Source organism: Acinetobacter sp. YH12152, assembly GCF_013418285.1.
Lineage (GTDB): Bacteria > Pseudomonadota > Gammaproteobacteria > Pseudomonadales > Moraxellaceae > Acinetobacter > Acinetobacter amyesii.
On the sequence record NZ_VPCH01000021.1, the window covers coordinates 11,667 to 29,760 of the forward strand.

15 protein-coding genes are annotated in these 18,094 nt (G+C 42.9%); 4 read left to right on the plus strand and 11 right to left on the minus strand.

Annotation, left to right across the window (positions count from 1 at the left end; genetic code table 11):
* Window positions 1-6: 6 nt before the first annotated feature.
* From FTU83_RS08505 to moaA, 5 genes are read right to left on the minus strand one after another with little or no spacing between them, the layout of a single operon-like run.
* Window positions 7-1,257, minus strand: a complete 1,251-nt coding sequence (locus FTU83_RS08505) for a molybdopterin molybdotransferase MoeA (protein ID WP_180106087.1) — start codon at window positions 1,255-1,257, stop codon at window positions 7-9.
* A complete protein-coding gene (moaCB, locus tag FTU83_RS08510) occupies window positions 1,254-2,177 on the minus strand; it encodes a bifunctional molybdenum cofactor biosynthesis protein MoaC/MoaB (protein ID WP_180106088.1) in 924 nt (307 codons plus the stop codon). The genes FTU83_RS08505 and moaCB overlap by 4 nt, the downstream gene beginning before the upstream one ends.
* Window positions 2,178-2,237: 60 nt before the next feature.
* On the minus strand, window positions 2,238-2,801 hold the full coding sequence (locus FTU83_RS08515; protein WP_180004420.1) for a molybdenum cofactor biosynthesis protein MoaE: 564 nt from the start codon (window positions 2,799-2,801) through the stop codon (window positions 2,238-2,240).
* A 2-nt stretch (window positions 2,802-2,803) separates the two neighbouring features.
* A complete protein-coding gene (locus tag FTU83_RS08520) occupies window positions 2,804-3,055 on the minus strand; it encodes a MoaD/ThiS family protein (protein ID WP_180021849.1) in 252 nt (83 codons plus the stop codon).
* A 2-nt stretch (window positions 3,056-3,057) separates the two neighbouring features.
* Entirely contained in the window at window positions 3,058-4,095 is a 1,038-nt protein-coding gene (moaA, locus tag FTU83_RS08525; RefSeq protein ID WP_180106089.1) for a GTP 3',8-cyclase MoaA, read from the minus strand.
* Between the two features lie 11 nt (window positions 4,096-4,106).
* Here moaA and FTU83_RS08530 point away from each other — a divergent pair, with 11 nt between their 5' ends.
* Window positions 4,107-4,481 carry a hypothetical protein gene (locus FTU83_RS08530; RefSeq protein WP_180106090.1) on the plus strand — a complete coding sequence of 125 codons (375 nt, stop codon included), beginning with the start codon at window positions 4,107-4,109 and terminating at the stop codon, window positions 4,479-4,481.
* On the opposite strand, the gene FTU83_RS08535 is transcribed toward FTU83_RS08530, so the two are convergent.
* The 5 genes from FTU83_RS08535 to FTU83_RS08555 form a co-directional block, all read right to left on the minus strand.
* On the minus strand, window positions 4,432-5,055 hold the full coding sequence (locus FTU83_RS08535) for a molybdenum cofactor guanylyltransferase (protein WP_373685362.1): 624 nt from the start codon (window positions 5,053-5,055) through the stop codon (window positions 4,432-4,434). The two genes, FTU83_RS08530 and FTU83_RS08535, sit on opposite strands and share 50 nt — an antisense overlap.
* Window positions 5,055-7,847 carry a nitrate reductase gene (locus FTU83_RS08540; protein ID WP_180106092.1) on the minus strand — a complete coding sequence of 931 codons (2,793 nt, stop codon included), beginning with the start codon at window positions 7,845-7,847 and terminating at the stop codon, window positions 5,055-5,057. Before FTU83_RS08540 ends, FTU83_RS08535 begins: the two co-directional genes overlap by 1 nt.
* A gap of 291 nt (window positions 7,848-8,138) precedes the next feature.
* On the minus strand, window positions 8,139-9,749 hold the full coding sequence (nirD, locus tag FTU83_RS08545) for a nitrite reductase small subunit NirD (RefSeq protein WP_180027000.1): 1,611 nt from the start codon (window positions 9,747-9,749) through the stop codon (window positions 8,139-8,141).
* A 113-nt stretch (window positions 9,750-9,862) separates the two neighbouring features.
* Window positions 9,863-12,409, minus strand: a complete 2,547-nt coding sequence (gene nirB / locus FTU83_RS08550; RefSeq protein WP_218945788.1) for a nitrite reductase large subunit NirB — start codon at window positions 12,407-12,409, stop codon at window positions 9,863-9,865.
* A 70-nt stretch (window positions 12,410-12,479) separates the two neighbouring features.
* Entirely contained in the window at window positions 12,480-13,829 is a 1,350-nt protein-coding gene (locus tag FTU83_RS08555; RefSeq protein WP_180009439.1) for an MFS transporter, read from the minus strand.
* Between the two features lie 446 nt (window positions 13,830-14,275).
* On the opposite strand from FTU83_RS08555, the gene FTU83_RS08560 reads away from it, so the two are divergent.
* Both FTU83_RS08560 and FTU83_RS08565 read left to right on the plus strand, forming a co-directional pair.
* Complete coding sequence (locus FTU83_RS08560; protein WP_078190882.1) at window positions 14,276-14,863, plus strand: ANTAR domain-containing response regulator; 588 nt, start codon at window positions 14,276-14,278, stop codon at window positions 14,861-14,863.
* A gap of 3 nt (window positions 14,864-14,866) precedes the next feature.
* Window positions 14,867-15,862 carry an ABC transporter substrate-binding protein gene (locus FTU83_RS08565; protein WP_180106093.1) on the plus strand — a complete coding sequence of 332 codons (996 nt, stop codon included), beginning with the start codon at window positions 14,867-14,869 and terminating at the stop codon, window positions 15,860-15,862.
* Between the two features lie 76 nt (window positions 15,863-15,938).
* Here the strand turns inward: FTU83_RS08565 and catM are convergent, their stop codons facing one another.
* On the minus strand, window positions 15,939-16,862 hold the full coding sequence (gene catM, locus FTU83_RS08570) for a cis,cis-muconate-binding transcription regulator CatM (protein WP_180106094.1): 924 nt from the start codon (window positions 16,860-16,862) through the stop codon (window positions 15,939-15,941).
* Window positions 16,863-16,965: 103 nt separating this feature from the next.
* Here catM and FTU83_RS08575 point away from each other — a divergent pair, with 103 nt between their 5' ends.
* Entirely contained in the window at window positions 16,966-18,075 is a 1,110-nt protein-coding gene (locus FTU83_RS08575; RefSeq protein ID WP_180106095.1) for a muconate/chloromuconate family cycloisomerase, read from the plus strand.
* The last annotated feature ends 19 nt before the right edge of the window (window positions 18,076-18,094 follow it).

An 18,094-nucleotide genomic window follows, 5' to 3' on the forward strand; every position in this document is an offset into this window, starting at 1 on the left:
AAACTCCTATTCCTGAATAAATACGCCTTGAAGAATTTGTCCTGCTTGCACAGGCTGCCCTGCAGGAATCCGAACAATGCAATTGGCTTGCATTAAATTGCTCAGCATATGTGACTGCTGTTTAGACAGGCTAGTTAGTTGCAGTTTGCCTTGCTTATCAAAGTGCGCCGACATTCTTAAAAACCGCTCACGTGCATCAGCTTTTAGGTCATGTGTCATGACTGCGCTGAACCAGACCAGCGGGGGTGTTTGACCTTGCAAAGCTTTCAATAATGTATCTGTATAAATTTGCATGCCGACATAAACAGCAGCGGGATTGCCCGGCAGTCCGAGTAAATAACAGGAGGTGCTGTCTGGACGTCGATATTGTGAAAACAGCATCGGTTTGCCGGGTTTTTGTTTTACTTTCCAAAAAATTTGCTGAAAACCGATGTCCAAGGCTGCGGGACGAACAAAATCATAATCACCTACAGATACGCCGCCAGTCGTTAAAATTAAATCAAAGCTGTCTTTTAAACGGTTGAATAAATCTAAAACCGCTTGTTTTTCATCTGCAATATGAATCACTTCAACTTGGACGTGCTGCAACTGAAACCATGCTGAAATCAGCGGCGCATTGGCATCAAATATTTTACCTGCACGGTAATCTTCTATATTTTGCGCAACTTCATCACCTGTAATTACGACCGCAATTTTCGGATAGGCAAAAACTTCGCAGTGTGAAATACCAGCCATACTGAGCGCTGCAATTGATCCAACCGTCAGCTTTTGACCACGTGCTGCTAAACATTGTCCAACTGAAATTTCCTCACCTGCATCTCGAATATCTGCATGCGGGTTTAAGGCTGCAGTCAGTTCAATCTGCTGTGTATCCGCCTTCACTATTTCTTGCCGCGCCACAGTTGCTGTACTTTCCGGAATCGGTGCGCCAGTAAATATCCGGACAGCTTGCCCTGCTTTTAGGCTTATTTCAGCCGTTTGCCCTGCGCGGATTTCTCCAATGAGCTCAAATTGCGTGCCTGCTTTAATTTCACCCGCTGCGCATATGGCATAGCCGTCTACAGCACTCTGAGCAAATAAAGGCAGCTGAATTTGTGAATGTACATCTGTCGCCAAATAACGGCCTAAAGCGTGCTGAAGCGCCAAAGTTTCATGCGCCAAACTTTGCGTATGTGTCTGAATCAGCGCAAGTGCTTCGTCCACTGAAATCAGCCCTGCTTCAGCACCGCAGCCTGTATGCAATACGGCTTGGTTCATTGGTAGCCTCCTGCATGGGGAATATTTTTCTGCACATCAAAGAGATGTACCAAGGCAGGTAAAATGGCAACTAGTGATTCTTTTGCGCCTTGTCTGCTGCCCGGCAATGTAATGACAAGGCTGTTATCTATATAGCCCGCAACACCACGGCTAAGCGCAGCATAAGGCGTGCGTTTTTGACCAAAACTGCGTGAAGCCTCCATCAAACCCGGAATTTCACGTTTTAACAGCGGCTGTATCGTTTCTACAGTTAAATCTTTTGGCCCTAAACCCGTACCGCCAACCGTCAATATCAGCGGGTATTGATTTTTTTGCTGCTCAATCAAGGCAAGCAGTTGTTCAGGACTGTCTGGTATCACTTGATAGCTGATATTGCTGAAGTTTGCTTCTTCCAATATTTCGAGGACATTTTGCCCAGCGGTATCCGGTTTTTTACCAGCTGCAACTGTATCTGAAAGCACAATAATTGATGCCGATAAGCTTTCTTTTAATACACGGGTAAAATGTGATTTACCGCCTTTTTTCTTTTGCAGTTTCACTTGATCTAAGCACAAATCCTCTGGTTCACAGTGCGGTTTAAGCATGTCATACAGCGTTAAACCGGCAAGACTGACAGCAGTTAAAGCTTCCATTTCCACACCCGTTGGGCCAATGGTTTCAACCACTGCGCTAATTTCAACATGCGCCTCAAACAATTCATATTCAACATCTGCACGGTAGATCGGCAGCGGATGACACAGCGGAATGAGTTCATCCGTGCGTTTTGCGCCCAATATACCTGCAATCCGTGCGGTTTTCAGCGCATCGCCTTTTTCTGTATTGCCATTACGCAGCAGTTCAATGCAATGTGGCGGTGCATGCAGTATTCCAGTTGCAATGGCTGTACGGTAACTTTCCGCTTTCATGCCCACATTTTTCATTGCTTTATCCTTATTTTGTTCATTTTCAGCTGTAATATTGAAAATATTGAATTTTGGGTTTTATAAATGCCATTGGTAAATATTGGCGTTCAAATGCATGGTCTGGCTATTTTGATGTGAATGTTCGCATGACTCGCTATGAACATGAGCGTGCTTCGTTTCGTGATCTGCCACTTCAGGCGCGTGATCCTTACGAATACAGCAGCCCTCTACATATTGACTGCTGCCATCCATATAAAACTCTTCTTTCCAAACAGGCACTTCATGCTTTACACGTTCAACCGCTTCTTCGCAGGCTGCAAAAGCTTCACGGCGGTGCGGTGCATAAGCCATAGCAATAATTGCAGTATCACCAATATCTAAACTGCCAATACGATGCACAACCCGTACATATGACACGTCGTATTTGGCTTGAATTTCCTGTTCAATTTGTCGGATCATTTTCTCAGCCACAGGCGCATAAGCTGTATATTTCAGGGCTTTTACCGCTTTGCCTTCATGGTGATTACGAACCGCGCCAATAAATACTCCGATACCGCCGCATTCAGGAAATGCCTCAATGCTGTCAAAATCAGCTTGGCTGAATACCGTATCTTGTATGCGTGAAATATGCTTGAGCTCCATATTCAGCCTCCCGCTACAGGTGACAGCAGCACAACGGTGCTGTCCTGCACCAATGCGGTTTGTCTTGGTACAATATCTTCCCCAATGGCACAGGCGCAGCGTTCAAGCATGCTGAATGACTCCGGAAATTGATCTGTAACTTGCTGTAAAACCTCTGCAATTGATTGCTGTGCCAAGCAAGTCAGACTTAAATTCGCTGGCAGCAGGCGTTCAATAGCGCCAAAAGATTCTATTTTGATGGTGATCTGACTCATCATTAGCCTCCAATCATATGCATGCTGATTTTTCTAGATGGACTGGATTGAGCTGTTATGGCATGAAAGCCTTGCTCCTTCTGCCAAATATAACTGCCTAATTTTTGCTGCAAAGCCATTGCATCGAGCGGCATTAACTCTGTTGTTTTACTGCTTTTCAGCTGCTGAATTTCATGACTGAGATTTAAACCTTTTCGGGCAAACAGGCAGTTAAAAAACTCGCCTTGCGCATTCAGTCTTAGACGGTCGCAGCTGCCGCAAAAAGAATTGCTGATGGTTGAAATAATACCTATAGGCAAGCCGTTGATTAAGTAAGATCTGGCTGGTGACGCACCTTGACCGTGCAATGTTTGCACGTCAAAAACAGTCTTGAGTTTATCCAGTATGTCTTGTTCGGTAACGACCGCAGCTTTAGACCAGTTTTGATCACCATCCAGCGGCATAAACTCGATAAACCGCAGTTCGAAACCTTGTTGCAGCGCCCATTTTGTTAATGGAATGATTTGCTGTTCATTTAGACCTTTCATTAACACAGCATTGATTTTTATTTCAAAGCCCGCTTGCTGAGCAGCTTCAATCCCGTCTAATACAGGCTGTAATTGTTTTTGTGTCAGCTGGAAAAATTGCGCTTCATCCAAACTGTCCAAGCTGATATTTATGCCATCTAGGCCAGCTTGTTTTAGGGCCTGTGCATATTGCTTCAGATAATGCGCATTGGTGGTCATGGAAATACGTTTAAGGCCTAGCTTTCTGAGCTGCTGCAGCTGTTCAATAAAATGTACAACGCCTTGACGCATAAGAGGTTCACCGCCGGTGATCCGGATTTGATCAATCCCGCGCAGCACCATAAACTCACAAAAATTGTAAAGGGATTCAAAACTAAGAAGATTATGTTTTTTCATCCATTCAGGATGTTCAGGCATACAATAGACACATTTAAAATTACAGCGGTCTGTCACTGAAATGCGCAATTTGCGTTTTTCACGGCCAAACTGATCCTTAAAAATGGTCACTGGCTGTAATTGTGTCATGCTGTTCATGTTTATCTTCCATGGCGTTGTCATTTGCCCTGACTTTGCACAGTACAAATTTTGCGCCCTCTTTTCTTGCAGTAAAAATTGCAAGAAGTGTTCCAACTTTGCGCTTTTTTGAATATTTTTACAGGTTCTTTAGTTCTTATGTTTTAATCAACAATATCAATAATTTATGTTCATTTGATCAACATCAAAAACACAAATTGACGTTAAGACACCGATCAGTAGGACAAAAGCAGGTAGCTTTATCGCTAAATAAATTAGCAACGATCTTTTTTATTGACTCAAAACAGTACATCAAATTCATCAATTCAAATGAAAGCTCAGCAAAAGGTACAGCTTTTAGAGAAAATTCAGCTGACGGTACTGCTGCAGCTCATCCAAAGAATTAATACTGTGAAAAAAGAGTGCATAGTTCTGAAAACGTGCAATTTGCATGTGCATTTCGGCAAAACAGCCTTTTAAACTGCGCTGTTTTTGATCAAGATGCGCCTGCAATGTTGCGAGACTGCTTCGTTTCAGCAAGCAAAATGGATACAGTACTTTACCATTAATTTCCACAACAGCCACTTCACACATGGGATGCCGCTGCATGGCCTGATGCAATCTAGAAAGCACTTTCTTCGGGATATAGGTCACATCGCACGGGACAAACAAAACATAATCAGACTGTACATGTGACCACGCGCTTTTAATGCCCATCAACGGACCTAAAAAACCTGCTTCATCATCTTTATACAATTTTATTGAAGGAATCATGCATTCATAGATTGAATGGTCACGATGGCTGTTGATCCAGACATTTTCAACCCGTGATTTCAACTGCTGATGGATCTTAATCAGCTGAATTTCATTATCAAATTTTTGCAGCACTTTATTCATTCCGTTCATTCTGCGGGACTGACCGCCCGCCAAAATGACTAAGTCTGTTTCTGGATAGCCTACTGATTTGGTGATTTTCTTCATCATTCTGCGTACTCCGTCTGACAGGCTTTAATCAAACCCCGTATTTCTGCTAAGCACGAACCGCAATTACCGCCGGCTTTTAAACATGCTGTGACTTGTTTTTCATGGCTAATATTCTTTTCTTTAATGGTTTCGATAATGGTATTTTTGCCGACTTTAAAGCAGCTGCACACCAGCGGACCTGCACTGTTGGTCATATTCATTGGCTGACCTGCCAGCAGCGCTTTGCGGTGCATTGCGCTCAGCCGTTCACGCTTAAACATGCCTGCAATCCAATCACGATCAGGCAGCAATGCTCTAGGCGCAATATACAAGCTTGCAATCAGATGACCGTCTTGCAGAACCACAGAATGGCTTAAATGTGCCGTTTGATCCTCTAAATTCAGCCATTCAAATGATTCGTCAGTAAATGGCAGCAAGTTTTTCAGCTGCTGCGCTGTAGTGCTGAATTTTTGACGGTTTGCAAGTTCATAGCGAGTAGCTTTTGCTGTGGTGACTTTAGTCCACCAAATCGTATTTTGAATGGTAGATTGCACAATGTGTTCAAAGCCCTGACGCACGTACAGCACGCCTTGCCACTGTGTATAAAACGGCTGCACAAATACAGGTGTGTGTTTAAACTCAGGTTCGCCTGAAAGCGCATCAACCACAGGGTTAACCACTTTACCAATTCTCGCATCGGACGCTACCTGATCATTCCAATGAATTGGCGCAAAAACTTGTCCACGGCGTATATTGCTGCTGACTTGTGCACGTAAGATGCACAGTCCCCAATTGGATTTAACTTCAACCAATTCGCCATCTTTGACACCAAACTTCAAGGCATCTTGCGGATGAATTTCACAATACGGCTCTGCACGATGCGTACTTAAGTTTGCCGACAAACCTGTACGGCTCATAGTATGCCATTGGTCACGAATACGGCCTGTGTTTAAAATTAAAGGATATTCGCCACAGACCTGATGCACAGGGTTAATTGCGGCTGTCGCCACAAATTTAGCTTTGGCATCCGCATGGCTGAATTGGCCTTGGGCAAACAAACGGCTAACAGCATCATCGGCTTGATCAGCTTGCCATACAGGCCATTGGGTTGGCGCAAATTGGTTATAATCTTCTAAACTTAATTCAGTTAGGCCTTGAAGATTAAAATAACGAAAATGCTCTGCCGAAGCTCTTTGCGCTAAGGGTACATTTTTATACGCAGATAATTTTGCATGTTCTATAAATATCTCATGACTATTTTTAAAGTCAAAACCTGAAAACCCCATTTTTTTCGCAATTTGCGCTATCGCCCACCAGTCTGCTTTAGCTTCACCCGGAGCATCTAAAAATGCAGTTTGACGTGAAATACGGCGTTCAGAGTTGGTAACGGTTCCGTCTTTTTCACCCCAGCCTAAAGCTGGTAAAAGCACATCTGCATATACCGTTGTGTCAGTGTCCTTGCAGATATCTGACACCACTACAAACTCACATTGTTCAAGTGCACGTTTGACTTGATCCGCATCTGGCAAGCTAACGACAGGATTTGTCGCCACAATCCAAATGGCTTTAATTTTTCCGCTTTCGACAGCTTGAAATAAATCGACTGCTTTTAACCCAGCCTTGTTGGCAATATGAGGACTTTGCCAAAACTCTTGTACTAATGCCTGATGCGCTCTGTTATCGAGGTCTAAATGTGCCGCCAGCATATTGGCTAAGCCACCAACTTCACGGCCACCCATCGCGTTCGGCTGTCCTGTCATGGAAAATGGCGCTGCGCCTAATTTGCCAATTTTTCCAGTCAGCAAATGACAATTGATAATGCTATTGGCTTTGTCCACACCACGTGAAGACTGATTGACGCCCATAGAAAATAGGCTCATGACCTTTTCTGTTTTGGCAAATTTTTCAAAGAAAATATTTAATTTTTCTAATAAAATACCTGTGCGTTCTGCAACAGCTTCAATAGATGCTTCTGATTCACTTTGTTGCAAAGCCTGAGCTAAACCTTGTGTATGACTCGCTATAAATTCAAGATCGCTATAATTATTTTTAACTAAGTACTGAAGTAAGCCGTTAAACAATGCAACGTCTTGGCCAGGTAAAATTGGCAAGTGCAAATCTGCAGCTTCACATGTACTGGTAAAACGCGGATCTATCACGACAACAAATAAATCACGTTCTTCTTTGGCTTTCATTATGCGCTGATACAGCACTGGATGGCACCAAGCAGTATTAGAACCCACCAAAACAACCATGTCAGTGTGTTCAAAGTCTTCATAGCTTGCTGGTACAAGATCTTCACCAAATGCACGCTTATGTGCCGCCACAGCCGATGACATGCAAAGCCGTGAATTGGTGTCAATATTTGCAGTACCTAAATAGCCTTTGACAAATTTGTTAACGGCATAGTAATCCTCCGTCAGCAGTTGGCCCGACACATAAAAAGCGATGCTTTCACGTCCGTAAAGATCTATACATTGCTGAAATTTTTCGGCAATCAGTGCTGTTGCTGTGTTCCAATCAGTAGCCTGACGAGTATGAAATGGTGATGTTTGACGCCCAAGCATCGGCTGTAAAACACGTGTTTCTAATCCAATCGTATCGGCTAAGTTACTGCCTTTAATGCACAGCTTGCCATAGTTTGATGGATGGTTCGCATCGCCAGTCACGCTCACTTTTTGCCCTAAAGCTGTCTGTTCAACTGTTGCGCTCACGCCGCAGCCGACACCGCAATATGGACAAGTGGTTTGCGTTGTTTTAATTTTATTTTCTGTGGAGCTATGCAGTTCCACTATCGGGATGCTATTCACTTCTGCTGGCTCCTTTTCCAAACTTTTTTAAACACTTAACACGCTCGAATCGGTGTCTTTTCATTTACGTTTATATTTAAAGGTCAACATTCGGTTCGACCTACTTTTCTTTCGGGAAAAGTAGGCAAAACCATTGTCATCCGCTGAACTCGTCCACTACCGGCTTCTAACAGATGTATTGCAAATACATGACTATTCATCTGCAATCCTGCCTTAAACAACAGCGGATGACGTTATCGCGTATCCAATGACGATTTAAATCTTGTATCTTTTTTTATCAGGGCGATTCCGTTACCCTGCTTTCTTTAATGCAAAATCCTTACCAAACAGCAATTTGTTTCGGATGCTTGAAATTGGAGTTTGATCTGAAATCAATTCTGCATACCATGCACCGTCTTCAGTATCGCCAAACAGCACAGCGCCAATCACTCTATCTTTTTGAATAATAATGCGTTTATAAATCTGACGCTTTTCATCATTCAAAATAATGTCTTCAAAATCATCCTGCGGTTCAAAGTTGCCAGCTGAAAATACATCACAGCCGCTGACTTTTAACTGCGTCGGAACCGTGGGCGCTTTGAAGGTTAAACTGCCATGTTCGGCCAGATGCGATGCACAAATGAATGCCTGTCCCCAAAGCGGTTCAACTAAACCGAAAGTTTGGCTGCGGTGTTCTATGCATTCACCCACCGCATAAATACTCGGGTCAAAGGTTTGCATGGTGTCATTCACCATCACACCGCGGCCGCAGCGCAGTCCTGCACTTTGTGCCAATGCAATATTTGGGCGAATACCGACTGCAAACACGACAAGATCTGCAGCTAATACCGTGCCATCCTGCAAACGTAATTGTGTCACATGACCATCTTGCCCAATCAACTCTTGGGTATTCGCTGCAGTCAAAATACGAATGCCTTTTTGCTCAATCGCTGATTTCAGCATCAGGCTGGCTTTTTCATCCAGCTGACGGTCCATAATACGGTCCATCAAATGCAGTACAGTAACATTCATGCCACGCTGTTTCAGGCCATAAGCTGCTTCTAGCCCTAATAAACCGCCGCCAATCACCACTGCATTTTTCTTCGTTTTGCAGTAGTCCAGCATTTTGTTGACATCATAAATATCACGGAAGCTTAAAACGCCTTTGAAGTCAGTTCCCGGTATTGGTGGAATAAACGGCTTAGAACCTGTTGCTAAAATCAGACGGTCATAATCGATGACCAAGCCTTTTTCTGTGTATACCTGCTTGCGCGGACGGTCTATGCGTACCGCCGCATCACCTGCTACAAAACGGATATTTTTGTCTTTATACCAAGCATGTGAATGCAGCATGATATCTTCAATGGTTTTATCACCTGAAAGCACAGGTGAAAGCATAATTCGGTTGTAATTACCCCAAGGTTCTTCACCAATGACCGTAATTTCATAACGCTCTGGCGCCATATCCAGCAGATCTTCTAAACAACGCATACCTGCTAAGCCATTGCCGACCAAAACCAGTTTCATCAACTCAGACGATGGCGCGTTATTGGTAATATAGGTTTTTTGAGCAGTTGGACTAATCAGCACACGGCCATTTTCAATTTTGCTTGGAAAAACCAAGAGTTTTTGGTCTTTATCTTCTAAGCAGCGTCCAGTAGCAAGGCTGAAATGCTGTTTATAAATGGGTGATGCCACAACACGCTCACCCTGCAAGTCACCAATAATACCGCGGGACATAACATAGGCTTGGCTAAATGGGTCCTGATTGCTCAGCGCATAAACCCGCTTTTCTTCACCGACACGGAATATCGCAATTTGCTGATTTTCAATCAGTGCGCCCACACCTGTATTTGGCGTAATATCATCTAATGCACAAACATCAAACCAGTCTAAATCATTTATTTCTTTTAAAATTGTCATATTCTTGATCCTTTTTAAACTTCTTTTAGATCACTATCTTTTCATTTTCGCCTTAGCGAGAAACCGAATAAGGATGTAAATCAAATAAAAGAAGTTTTAAATTAGTTATTCTCTTAAGCTTCAACCACTGGAATGCGTGTCGTATCGCGTTCAGCTTCTGTTTTGGGTCTGATTTGACCGCGAACGGATGCAAACTGAATATGCGGATCATTTTGCTGTTCTGCTTTTGCATTCACGAAAGTCACAAAGCGTTTACGTACTTCAGGATCTTCTACAGCAGTACGCCATTCATCTTGATATGTACCCACAACATGGCTCATACGGCGTTCAAGTTCAGCAGCTACGCCAAGCGAATCATTCACAACGACATCTTTCAGGTAATCTAAACCGCCTTCCATGTTGTCGCGCCATACAGAAGTACGCTGCAAACGGTCTGCTGTTTGAATGTAGAACATAAAGAAACGGTCAATGTATTTGATCAATGTTTGCGTATCTAAGTCTGATGCCAAAAGCTCTGCGTGACGCGGCTTCATACCGCCGTTGCCGCATACATAAAGGTTCCAGCCTTTTTCAGTCGCAATCACGCCAACATCTTTACTTTGCGCTTCAGCACATTCACGGGTACAGCCTGATACTGCCATTTTCAATTTATGCGGTGAACGCAGGCCTTTGTAGCGGTTTTCTAGGAAAATCGCCAAACCCACAGAGTCGTCTACGCCATAGCGGCACCAAGTACTGCCGACACATGATTTCACTGTACGCAATGATTTACCGTATGCATGACCAGACTCAAAACCTGCAGCAATCAATTTTTCCCAAATTTCAGGCAACTGATGCACTTGTGCACCAAACATATCGACACGCTGACCACCTGTCAGTTTGGTATATAGACCATATTCTTTCGCAATTTGACCTACGGCAATTAATCCATCCGGAGTAACTTCACCGCCTGCCATACGTGGCACGACTGAATAAGAGCCGTCTTTTTGTATGTTGCCTAGGTAGTAGTCATTACTGTCTTGCAAGCCCGCATGGCTTGGTTTAAGTACAAAGTCATTCCAGCATGACGCTAGGATATTGGCTGCCGTCGGTTTACAGATATCACAGCCTAAACCATGGCCATGCTGTTGAATCAGGTCATCAAAGGTTTTGATTTCGTTCACACGTACCAAGTGATAGAGCTCTTGGCGTGAATAAGCAAAGTGTTCACATAAATGGTTATTTACAGTTACACCTTGACGCTGAAGCTCCGATTTAAGTACTTGAGTGACTAATGGCGCACAGCCGCCGCAAGCTGTTGCAGCTTTAGTACATTTTTTCAATGCGCCTAAAGAAGTCGATCCGTCAGCAATGGCTGAACAAATATCTGCTTTAGAGACGTTGTTACATGAACAAATCGTTGCGCTGTCTGGCAGCAGATCGACACCGCTTCCGCCCGATTTACCTGCAGATTGTGCATAGCCAGGCATGATTAGGCTTTCTGGGCTTTCAGGAACGTCTAAGCCATTCAGCATCATTTGCAGCAGGTCATTGTATTCTTTAGCACAGCCCACCAATACTGCACCTAGCAGCTTAGTTTTCTCTGCATTCACGACAATTTTTTTATAAACCTGAGCTGCTTCATCTGCATAGAAATAACTTAAAGAATTTGGTGTCATTGCATGCGCATCGCCTACAGATGCAACATCAACTCCCATCAGTTTCAGCTTGGTGCTCATATCTGCACCAGCGAAAAGCGTGCAGTTTTGTTCCATCACATGCTTTGCTGCAATACGCGCCATGTCATAGCCCGGCGCAACCAGGCCATAAATTTTATTTTGCCAAAGCGCACATTCACCAATGGCATAAATGTCAGGGTTTGAAGTTTGGCAATAGTCATTAATCGCAATACCGCCACGTTCACCAATCGCTAGACCGCTTTGGCGCGCTAATTCATCGCGCGGGCGGATACCTGCAGAGAATAAGATGATGTCGGTTTCCAGTTCAGAACCATCACCAAACTTCATTACATGCTTCGCATTTGCACCGTCTTCAATGCAAGATGTTGCTTTTTGCGTATGGACTTTAACACCTAGATTTTCAATTTTTGAGCGTAAAACTTTACCGCCTAGATCATCAATCTGAACTGCCATTAAGCGTGGTGCAAATTCAACAACATGGGTTTCTAAGTTTAAATCACGCAGCGCTTTTGCTGCTTCCAGACCCAATAAACCGCCGCCGATCACCACACCTGTTTTAGCATTCAAGCTTGCGGCACGGATGGCATCCAAGTCTTCAATGGTACGGTACACAAAGCAGTTTTCACGTTCATTGCCTGGAATTGGTGGCACAAAAGCGTATGAACCTGTTGCGAGCACTAGCTTATCAAAAGAAAGAATATCACCGTGATTGGTTGTGACCGTTTTATTGCGCTGATCAATTTCAACCGCTTTGGTGCTCAGGCGTAAATCTATACCGTATGCATCGGCAAAGTCGCTGCGGCACAGGGTTAAGTCTTTCGCTGACTTGCTGCTGAAGTATTCAGTTAAATGCACACGGTCATAAGCAAGACGCGGCTCTTCAGCTAAAATGGTTAATTCAACATCATCACCTGCGTGTTCCAGTACAGATTCGATAAACTTGTGGCCAACCATGCCATGTCCAATCATGATGATTTTCATATTCTTACTCCGCAATTTTTTTTTGTTTGCCCCTAAAGCGCTATGTTTTGTTTAGAGGCAACTTTCAGTATTAGTTTTGAGCTTCAGCTAAATTTCGTTCATTTACAGCTTGTTCAAATAGGCGCTGTTCTTTTTCTTTATGCTCTACAGAGAAGCGGATCATCAGTACACAGCTTGCAGCGATAACCACTAGACCGCCCAACACCATAAGCGTGGTTTGAATATCCAGCATGCCTTTAAGCAAGAAGCCTGCAGCCACTGCACCTACGTTACCGCCTGCACCGATAATGCCTGCCACGCCGCCTAAAGCATCACGGTCAATGAATGGCACCAGCGCATAGGTAGCACCGCACGCCATATGTGTGAAGAGCGCAAAGACTGTCATTGCAAGGATTGCAAGCACTGCAGTATTCATTTGTGAGAAGACAATCAGGAATAAGCCTTCTAGCAGAATCATGGCAAATAACACTTTGGTACGGCCATCCAAGCCTTTTTTAGTCGCTACTTTGTCCGAAACAATGCCGCCAAGCGCACGAGCAAACAATGCAAGCAAACCAAAGATACCTGCTGCCATACCCGCCTCTTTTAATCCAAAGCTGAAATGGTCGACGTAGTACATTGCTACAATGTTGTGAATAAAGATTTCAATACCGAAACAAGCTGCGTAAGCGCCAAATAGAATCCATACACGGTAATTGCGTGCTGCATGCATTAGAATTGCCAAGCCGCCTTTTTTGTCACTGCCAACACTGATGCCTTGTTCGCGAAGTTCTTTAAAGTTGCCTTGCGGACAGTCTTGTGTGAACTTCCAGTAAAGCGCACCAACAATCAGCATCATCACACCGGGTACAATCAGCGCAATACGCCAGCCCATCGCTTGCTCTACACCAAACATAACGAGTGCGCCAAGCAGTAAAGGCATAAGGGCTTGAGTTGCACCGCCGCCTGCATTGCCCCAGCCTGCTGTTGCAGCATTGGCTGTACCCACAACATTAGGCGCAAACATAATGCTTGTATGGTATTGAGTGATGACGAAGCTTGCGCCAATCGCGCCGATCAGCAAGCGGAAGAAAAGAAAGGATTCATAGCTGCTCGCAGAAGCGACACCAAAGACTGGAATACTGCCGATGATTAATAAAGCTGTATAGGTTTTACGCGGGCCATATTTATCACATAAAGGACCAACGATCAGACGGACTAAAATCGTGATCGCAACAGCGGCAATATTAATATTGGCAATTTGATCTTTCGTGAGGTGAAATTCGCCAGCAATCACTGGCATCAACGGTGCACAGGCAAACCATGCAAAGAAGCAAACAAAGAATGCGAGCCAACTCATGTGGAAGGCCCGCATTGCTGCTGAAGAAAAATTAAATAGACTTATTTTTGTGGCTTTTTTGGCATTTAAATTTGAAGACATAACCTTCTCCTGACTGAACTGAACGCATGAATTACTCGGTTATGTCGCTAACACATAACAGAGTCGATCAGAACGGACGTCGTTGGCCGTCTAACAAATTTTTAGAGTCTTCTTTGACTCAATAAGTATTAAGCACGATACGTGCCAAGTTTTTATTTCAATCGTAAATTTCATCTCTATATTTAAGCATTGAGCACCGATCTATCCGAAAATAAGCGAATTAAGGTAAATAGATAGTCAATATGCCTATAGAGATGCGGCTGAATGTTCAAACGTGGTTCAGCCCTGCACAAGATCAGTGCACGGAAATGGTTCAATTTTAAAATGTGCATATAACCAAGCTAAAATTTAGAAGCAGATTTATATTTTGTATTGTCTTAAAATTTGGCATTTAAATTGCTTAGAAAACTCAATACGTATTTGTTTGGCTCTGTCTGAGCGTTTGCATGCCAAAACTAAAAATAGCCCTAATTGATGATGATCAAGAACGCGCTGAATTTATTCAAGCCTCATTAATTCAACATGACTTTGATGTGGTCGCCAGTTTCATGATTGATCATTTAAATATGTCATATCTGCAAAATATTCAGGCAGATGTGATTTTATTGGATATGGATCATCCACATCGCGATGTCATTGAAAGCTGTGTCAGCCAATTTGACTTACCGACTGTTCTGTTCACTAAAAATTCGAGTCTTGAAATCATCCGAAGCGCGATTGATGCGGGTGTCACGGCATATATTGTCGATGGTATTGACCCTGCACGTTTGAATAGCATTTTAGAAATTTCGATTGAACAATATAAAAAGCATAAAAAACTGCTGAATGATTTGGCTGAAACCAAGTGCAAATTGGCCGATCGAAAAGATATTGAAAAAGCCAAAGTGCTTTTAATACAAATGCATGGTTTAACCGAAGATCAAGCATTTAATTTGCTGAGAAAAAATGCCATGAGTCACCGTATGACGATGGGTGAAATGGCGCGCCGACTGCTTGATGCGCAAGCGCTGTTACAGTCTCAATTTAAGGAATAAACCATGCAAAAGCTTGAAAAAACTGATATTCAATTGGGCTATATTCCTTTACTTGACTGTGTTGCTTTGCTCTGGGCAGAACATCAAGGGTATTTTGCTGAACAAGGCTTGAATGTCACACTAACTCAAGAACCGTCTTGGGCAAGTTTACGTGACCGTCTAGCTTTTGGTTTTTTAGATGCAGCACACTGTTTATCGGCCATGCTGCCTGCGTCTGTGACGGGCAAAGACCATCTCGGCATCCCCTTACAAACCTCACTAACGCTCAGTACCAATTGCGCTTATATTAGTCTGAGTCAAAAGCTCTACTATGAATTAAAGATCCATGCATTAGATCTACCAATTAATTCAGCAGAGAAAATCGTATCTGCGATAAAGCAGAATCAAAAGATTCAGTTGGCGCATGTTTTTCAGCATTCGATTCATCATTATATTTTAAGAGAATGGTTGGCACTTGCCGACACAGAACTCGCTCAAACGCAGACCTTTTCAACTCTACCACCGCCTTATATGGTGGAAGCAATATCAACGCAACGAATTGATGGATTCTGTGTCGGAGAGCCGTGGAATACGCAATCTGAAATACAAGGCTATAGTCGTATCATCGTCAATAGCCAAGATATTATTGAGCCTATACCAGATAAGGTTTTGGCTTTTACTCATGATTGGGCAGAAAAACATCCCAATACCTTAAAGGCGATCAATCTTGCCATCCAAAAAGCACAAAACGATCTACTTCAACAAACACATTTCTCAGAAATATTTTCTTTGTTAAAACAATATCACATCATCCGTTTTGATTGTTCTGAGCAGATTCACGTCGAGGCTTTTCATCGGATCAAAAGCATCATTCAAAATTTTGGCAAGACCCAAGCGCCACAAACTTCAGACTTTGAATGGATGATTCAAAAAATGCAGCAATACGATCAATTAAATATTGAAGATGAAAAGGTTTTTGAAATAGCACAATCTTGTATTTATCAGGATGCTTTGGGCTAAATTTGTTGATGTTCCATAAGACTCTATCATTGAACAGCGGATCTTATGCAGCATTGATCATGAAACCTTAATTTAGTTATGCATCTGCATCGATAGCGCGTAAGTCGATATTTTCTTCAACGAAGACTTCACGAATGCAATCCAGTATCTTTGGAATGTAATTACTATGATCCATATTGCGTACCGACAAAGAGATTGGACTATAGGCTTCCAAATCTAAGATTGGGATGTACATCAAATTTTGCATGCCAATATCACTGGCACTTTCAGGAATCAAGGAAATGCCCTCTCCCGACGCCACTAAGCCCAAAGCCATATGAATTTCACGCACTTCGGTTAAATGTTTAGGTACAAGTCCTAATTCGGTAAATATCGATTGAATGAGCGTGGAAAAATTCGGTTTCGGTGTCGTTGGATAGGCAAAAATGGGTTCATCTAAAATTTGAGAAAGATAAATGCCTTTGTCTTTAAATTCAGCCAAATGATGATTTTTATGAATAGCTAAACGTAGCGCTTCTTTTCGTAATAAAACACGTTTAATAGACGGATCTGTTAATCGAAGTCGTCCAAAACCAATATCAATTCGACCGGTTTTTAAGGCTTCAATCTGGTCGCGTGTACCACATTCTATGAGTTCAACATGAATATCTGGGTTGCGTTGTCGAAATAAATAAATAATTTGTGGCAATAATGCGTATAAAAGCGAACTGACATAACCAATGCGGACAGTTTTATCGACGGCATTAATCCGCTGTGCCATGGTTGTGGCCTGGGCGGTATGCGTCAATATCTGCACAGCATGCTCATAAAAAAACATACCTGCTTCTGTGGTTTTCACGGGTCTAGAACCACGCTCAAACAACGTAATCCCCAGCTCTTCTTCAAGTTTTTGAATTTGGCGGCTCAAAGGTGGCTGAGCAATACATAATTTTTCTGCTGCCTTGGTAATACTTTGCTCTTCAACCACGGTGACAAAGTAACGTAAGTGCCTTAATTCCATTTATATACCTTTTAAGTATCTAAAAATACCAAAATCGCTCTAGTTAAAGATATTACATTAAATTAGGGTATATAAATAGTTGGATAGATAAGAAATACGCAAGATGTATAAGTCGATTGAAACCCTGCTCGTGGAAATCCCAACAATCCGTCCGCACAAGATGGCTGTTGCAACCATGCAAACGCAAACCCTTGTTTTGATTAAAATCACCACCGAAGATGGTTATATCGGTTGGGGTGAAGCGACGACGATTGGTGGTCTAGGCTATGGTGAAGAAAGCCCTGAAAGCATTCGTACCAATATTGAAACTTATTTTAGTCCTTTACTGAAAACTCTCACTGGTTTGAATGTTGCTCAAACCATGCAAGCTATTAAACGTAGTATTAACGGCAATCGCTTTGCTAAATGTGCCATTCAAACGGCGCTACTCGATATTTTGGCGCAGCGTTTAAATCTGCCCTTAAGTGAAGTATTGGGCGGCCGTTTACGTGACAGCTTGCCTGTTCTTTGGGTACTTGCATCTGGCAATACGGAAAAAGACATTGCCGAAGCACAAAAGATGATTGCGGCAAAACGACACAATATTTTCAAACTCAAAATAGGTTCACGCCCCGTTGAAGCTGATGTTGAGCATGTTTTAGCTATTAAAAAAGCGTTAGGTTCAGACATTTCTATACGTGTGGATGTTAACCGTGCATGGTCTGAATTAGATGCCATTAAAGGCATTCAGTTGTTACAAGATGGTGGTGTTGACCTGATTGAGCAGCCTTGCGCAATCGATAACATTGACGCGATGCGCCGTTTAACTCGTCGTTTTGATATAGCCATTATGGCAGATGAATCACTGATGGGGCCTCAAACGGCATATCAACTTGCTCGGCACAATTCTGCCTCTGTTTTTGCAGTCAAAGTTGCACAGTCTGGCGGTTTAATCGAAGGCTGTGAGGTTTCAAAAATCGCCAAACTTGCGGGTATCGATTTATACGGTGGAACCATGCTTGAAGGTCCTGTAGGCACTATTGCATCGGCACATGCTTTTTCGACCTTTGACAATTTAGCTTATGGCACTGAGCTTTTTGGTCCATTGTTGTTGACTGAAGAAATTTTAAAAACCCCACTTAAATATCAAGATTTCGAACTCAAGATTCCGACCACAGCAGGTTTAGGGATTGAAATTGATGAAAACAAAATTGATGACTTACGTCGCAAATAACATTTAGCTAGGAGTAAGA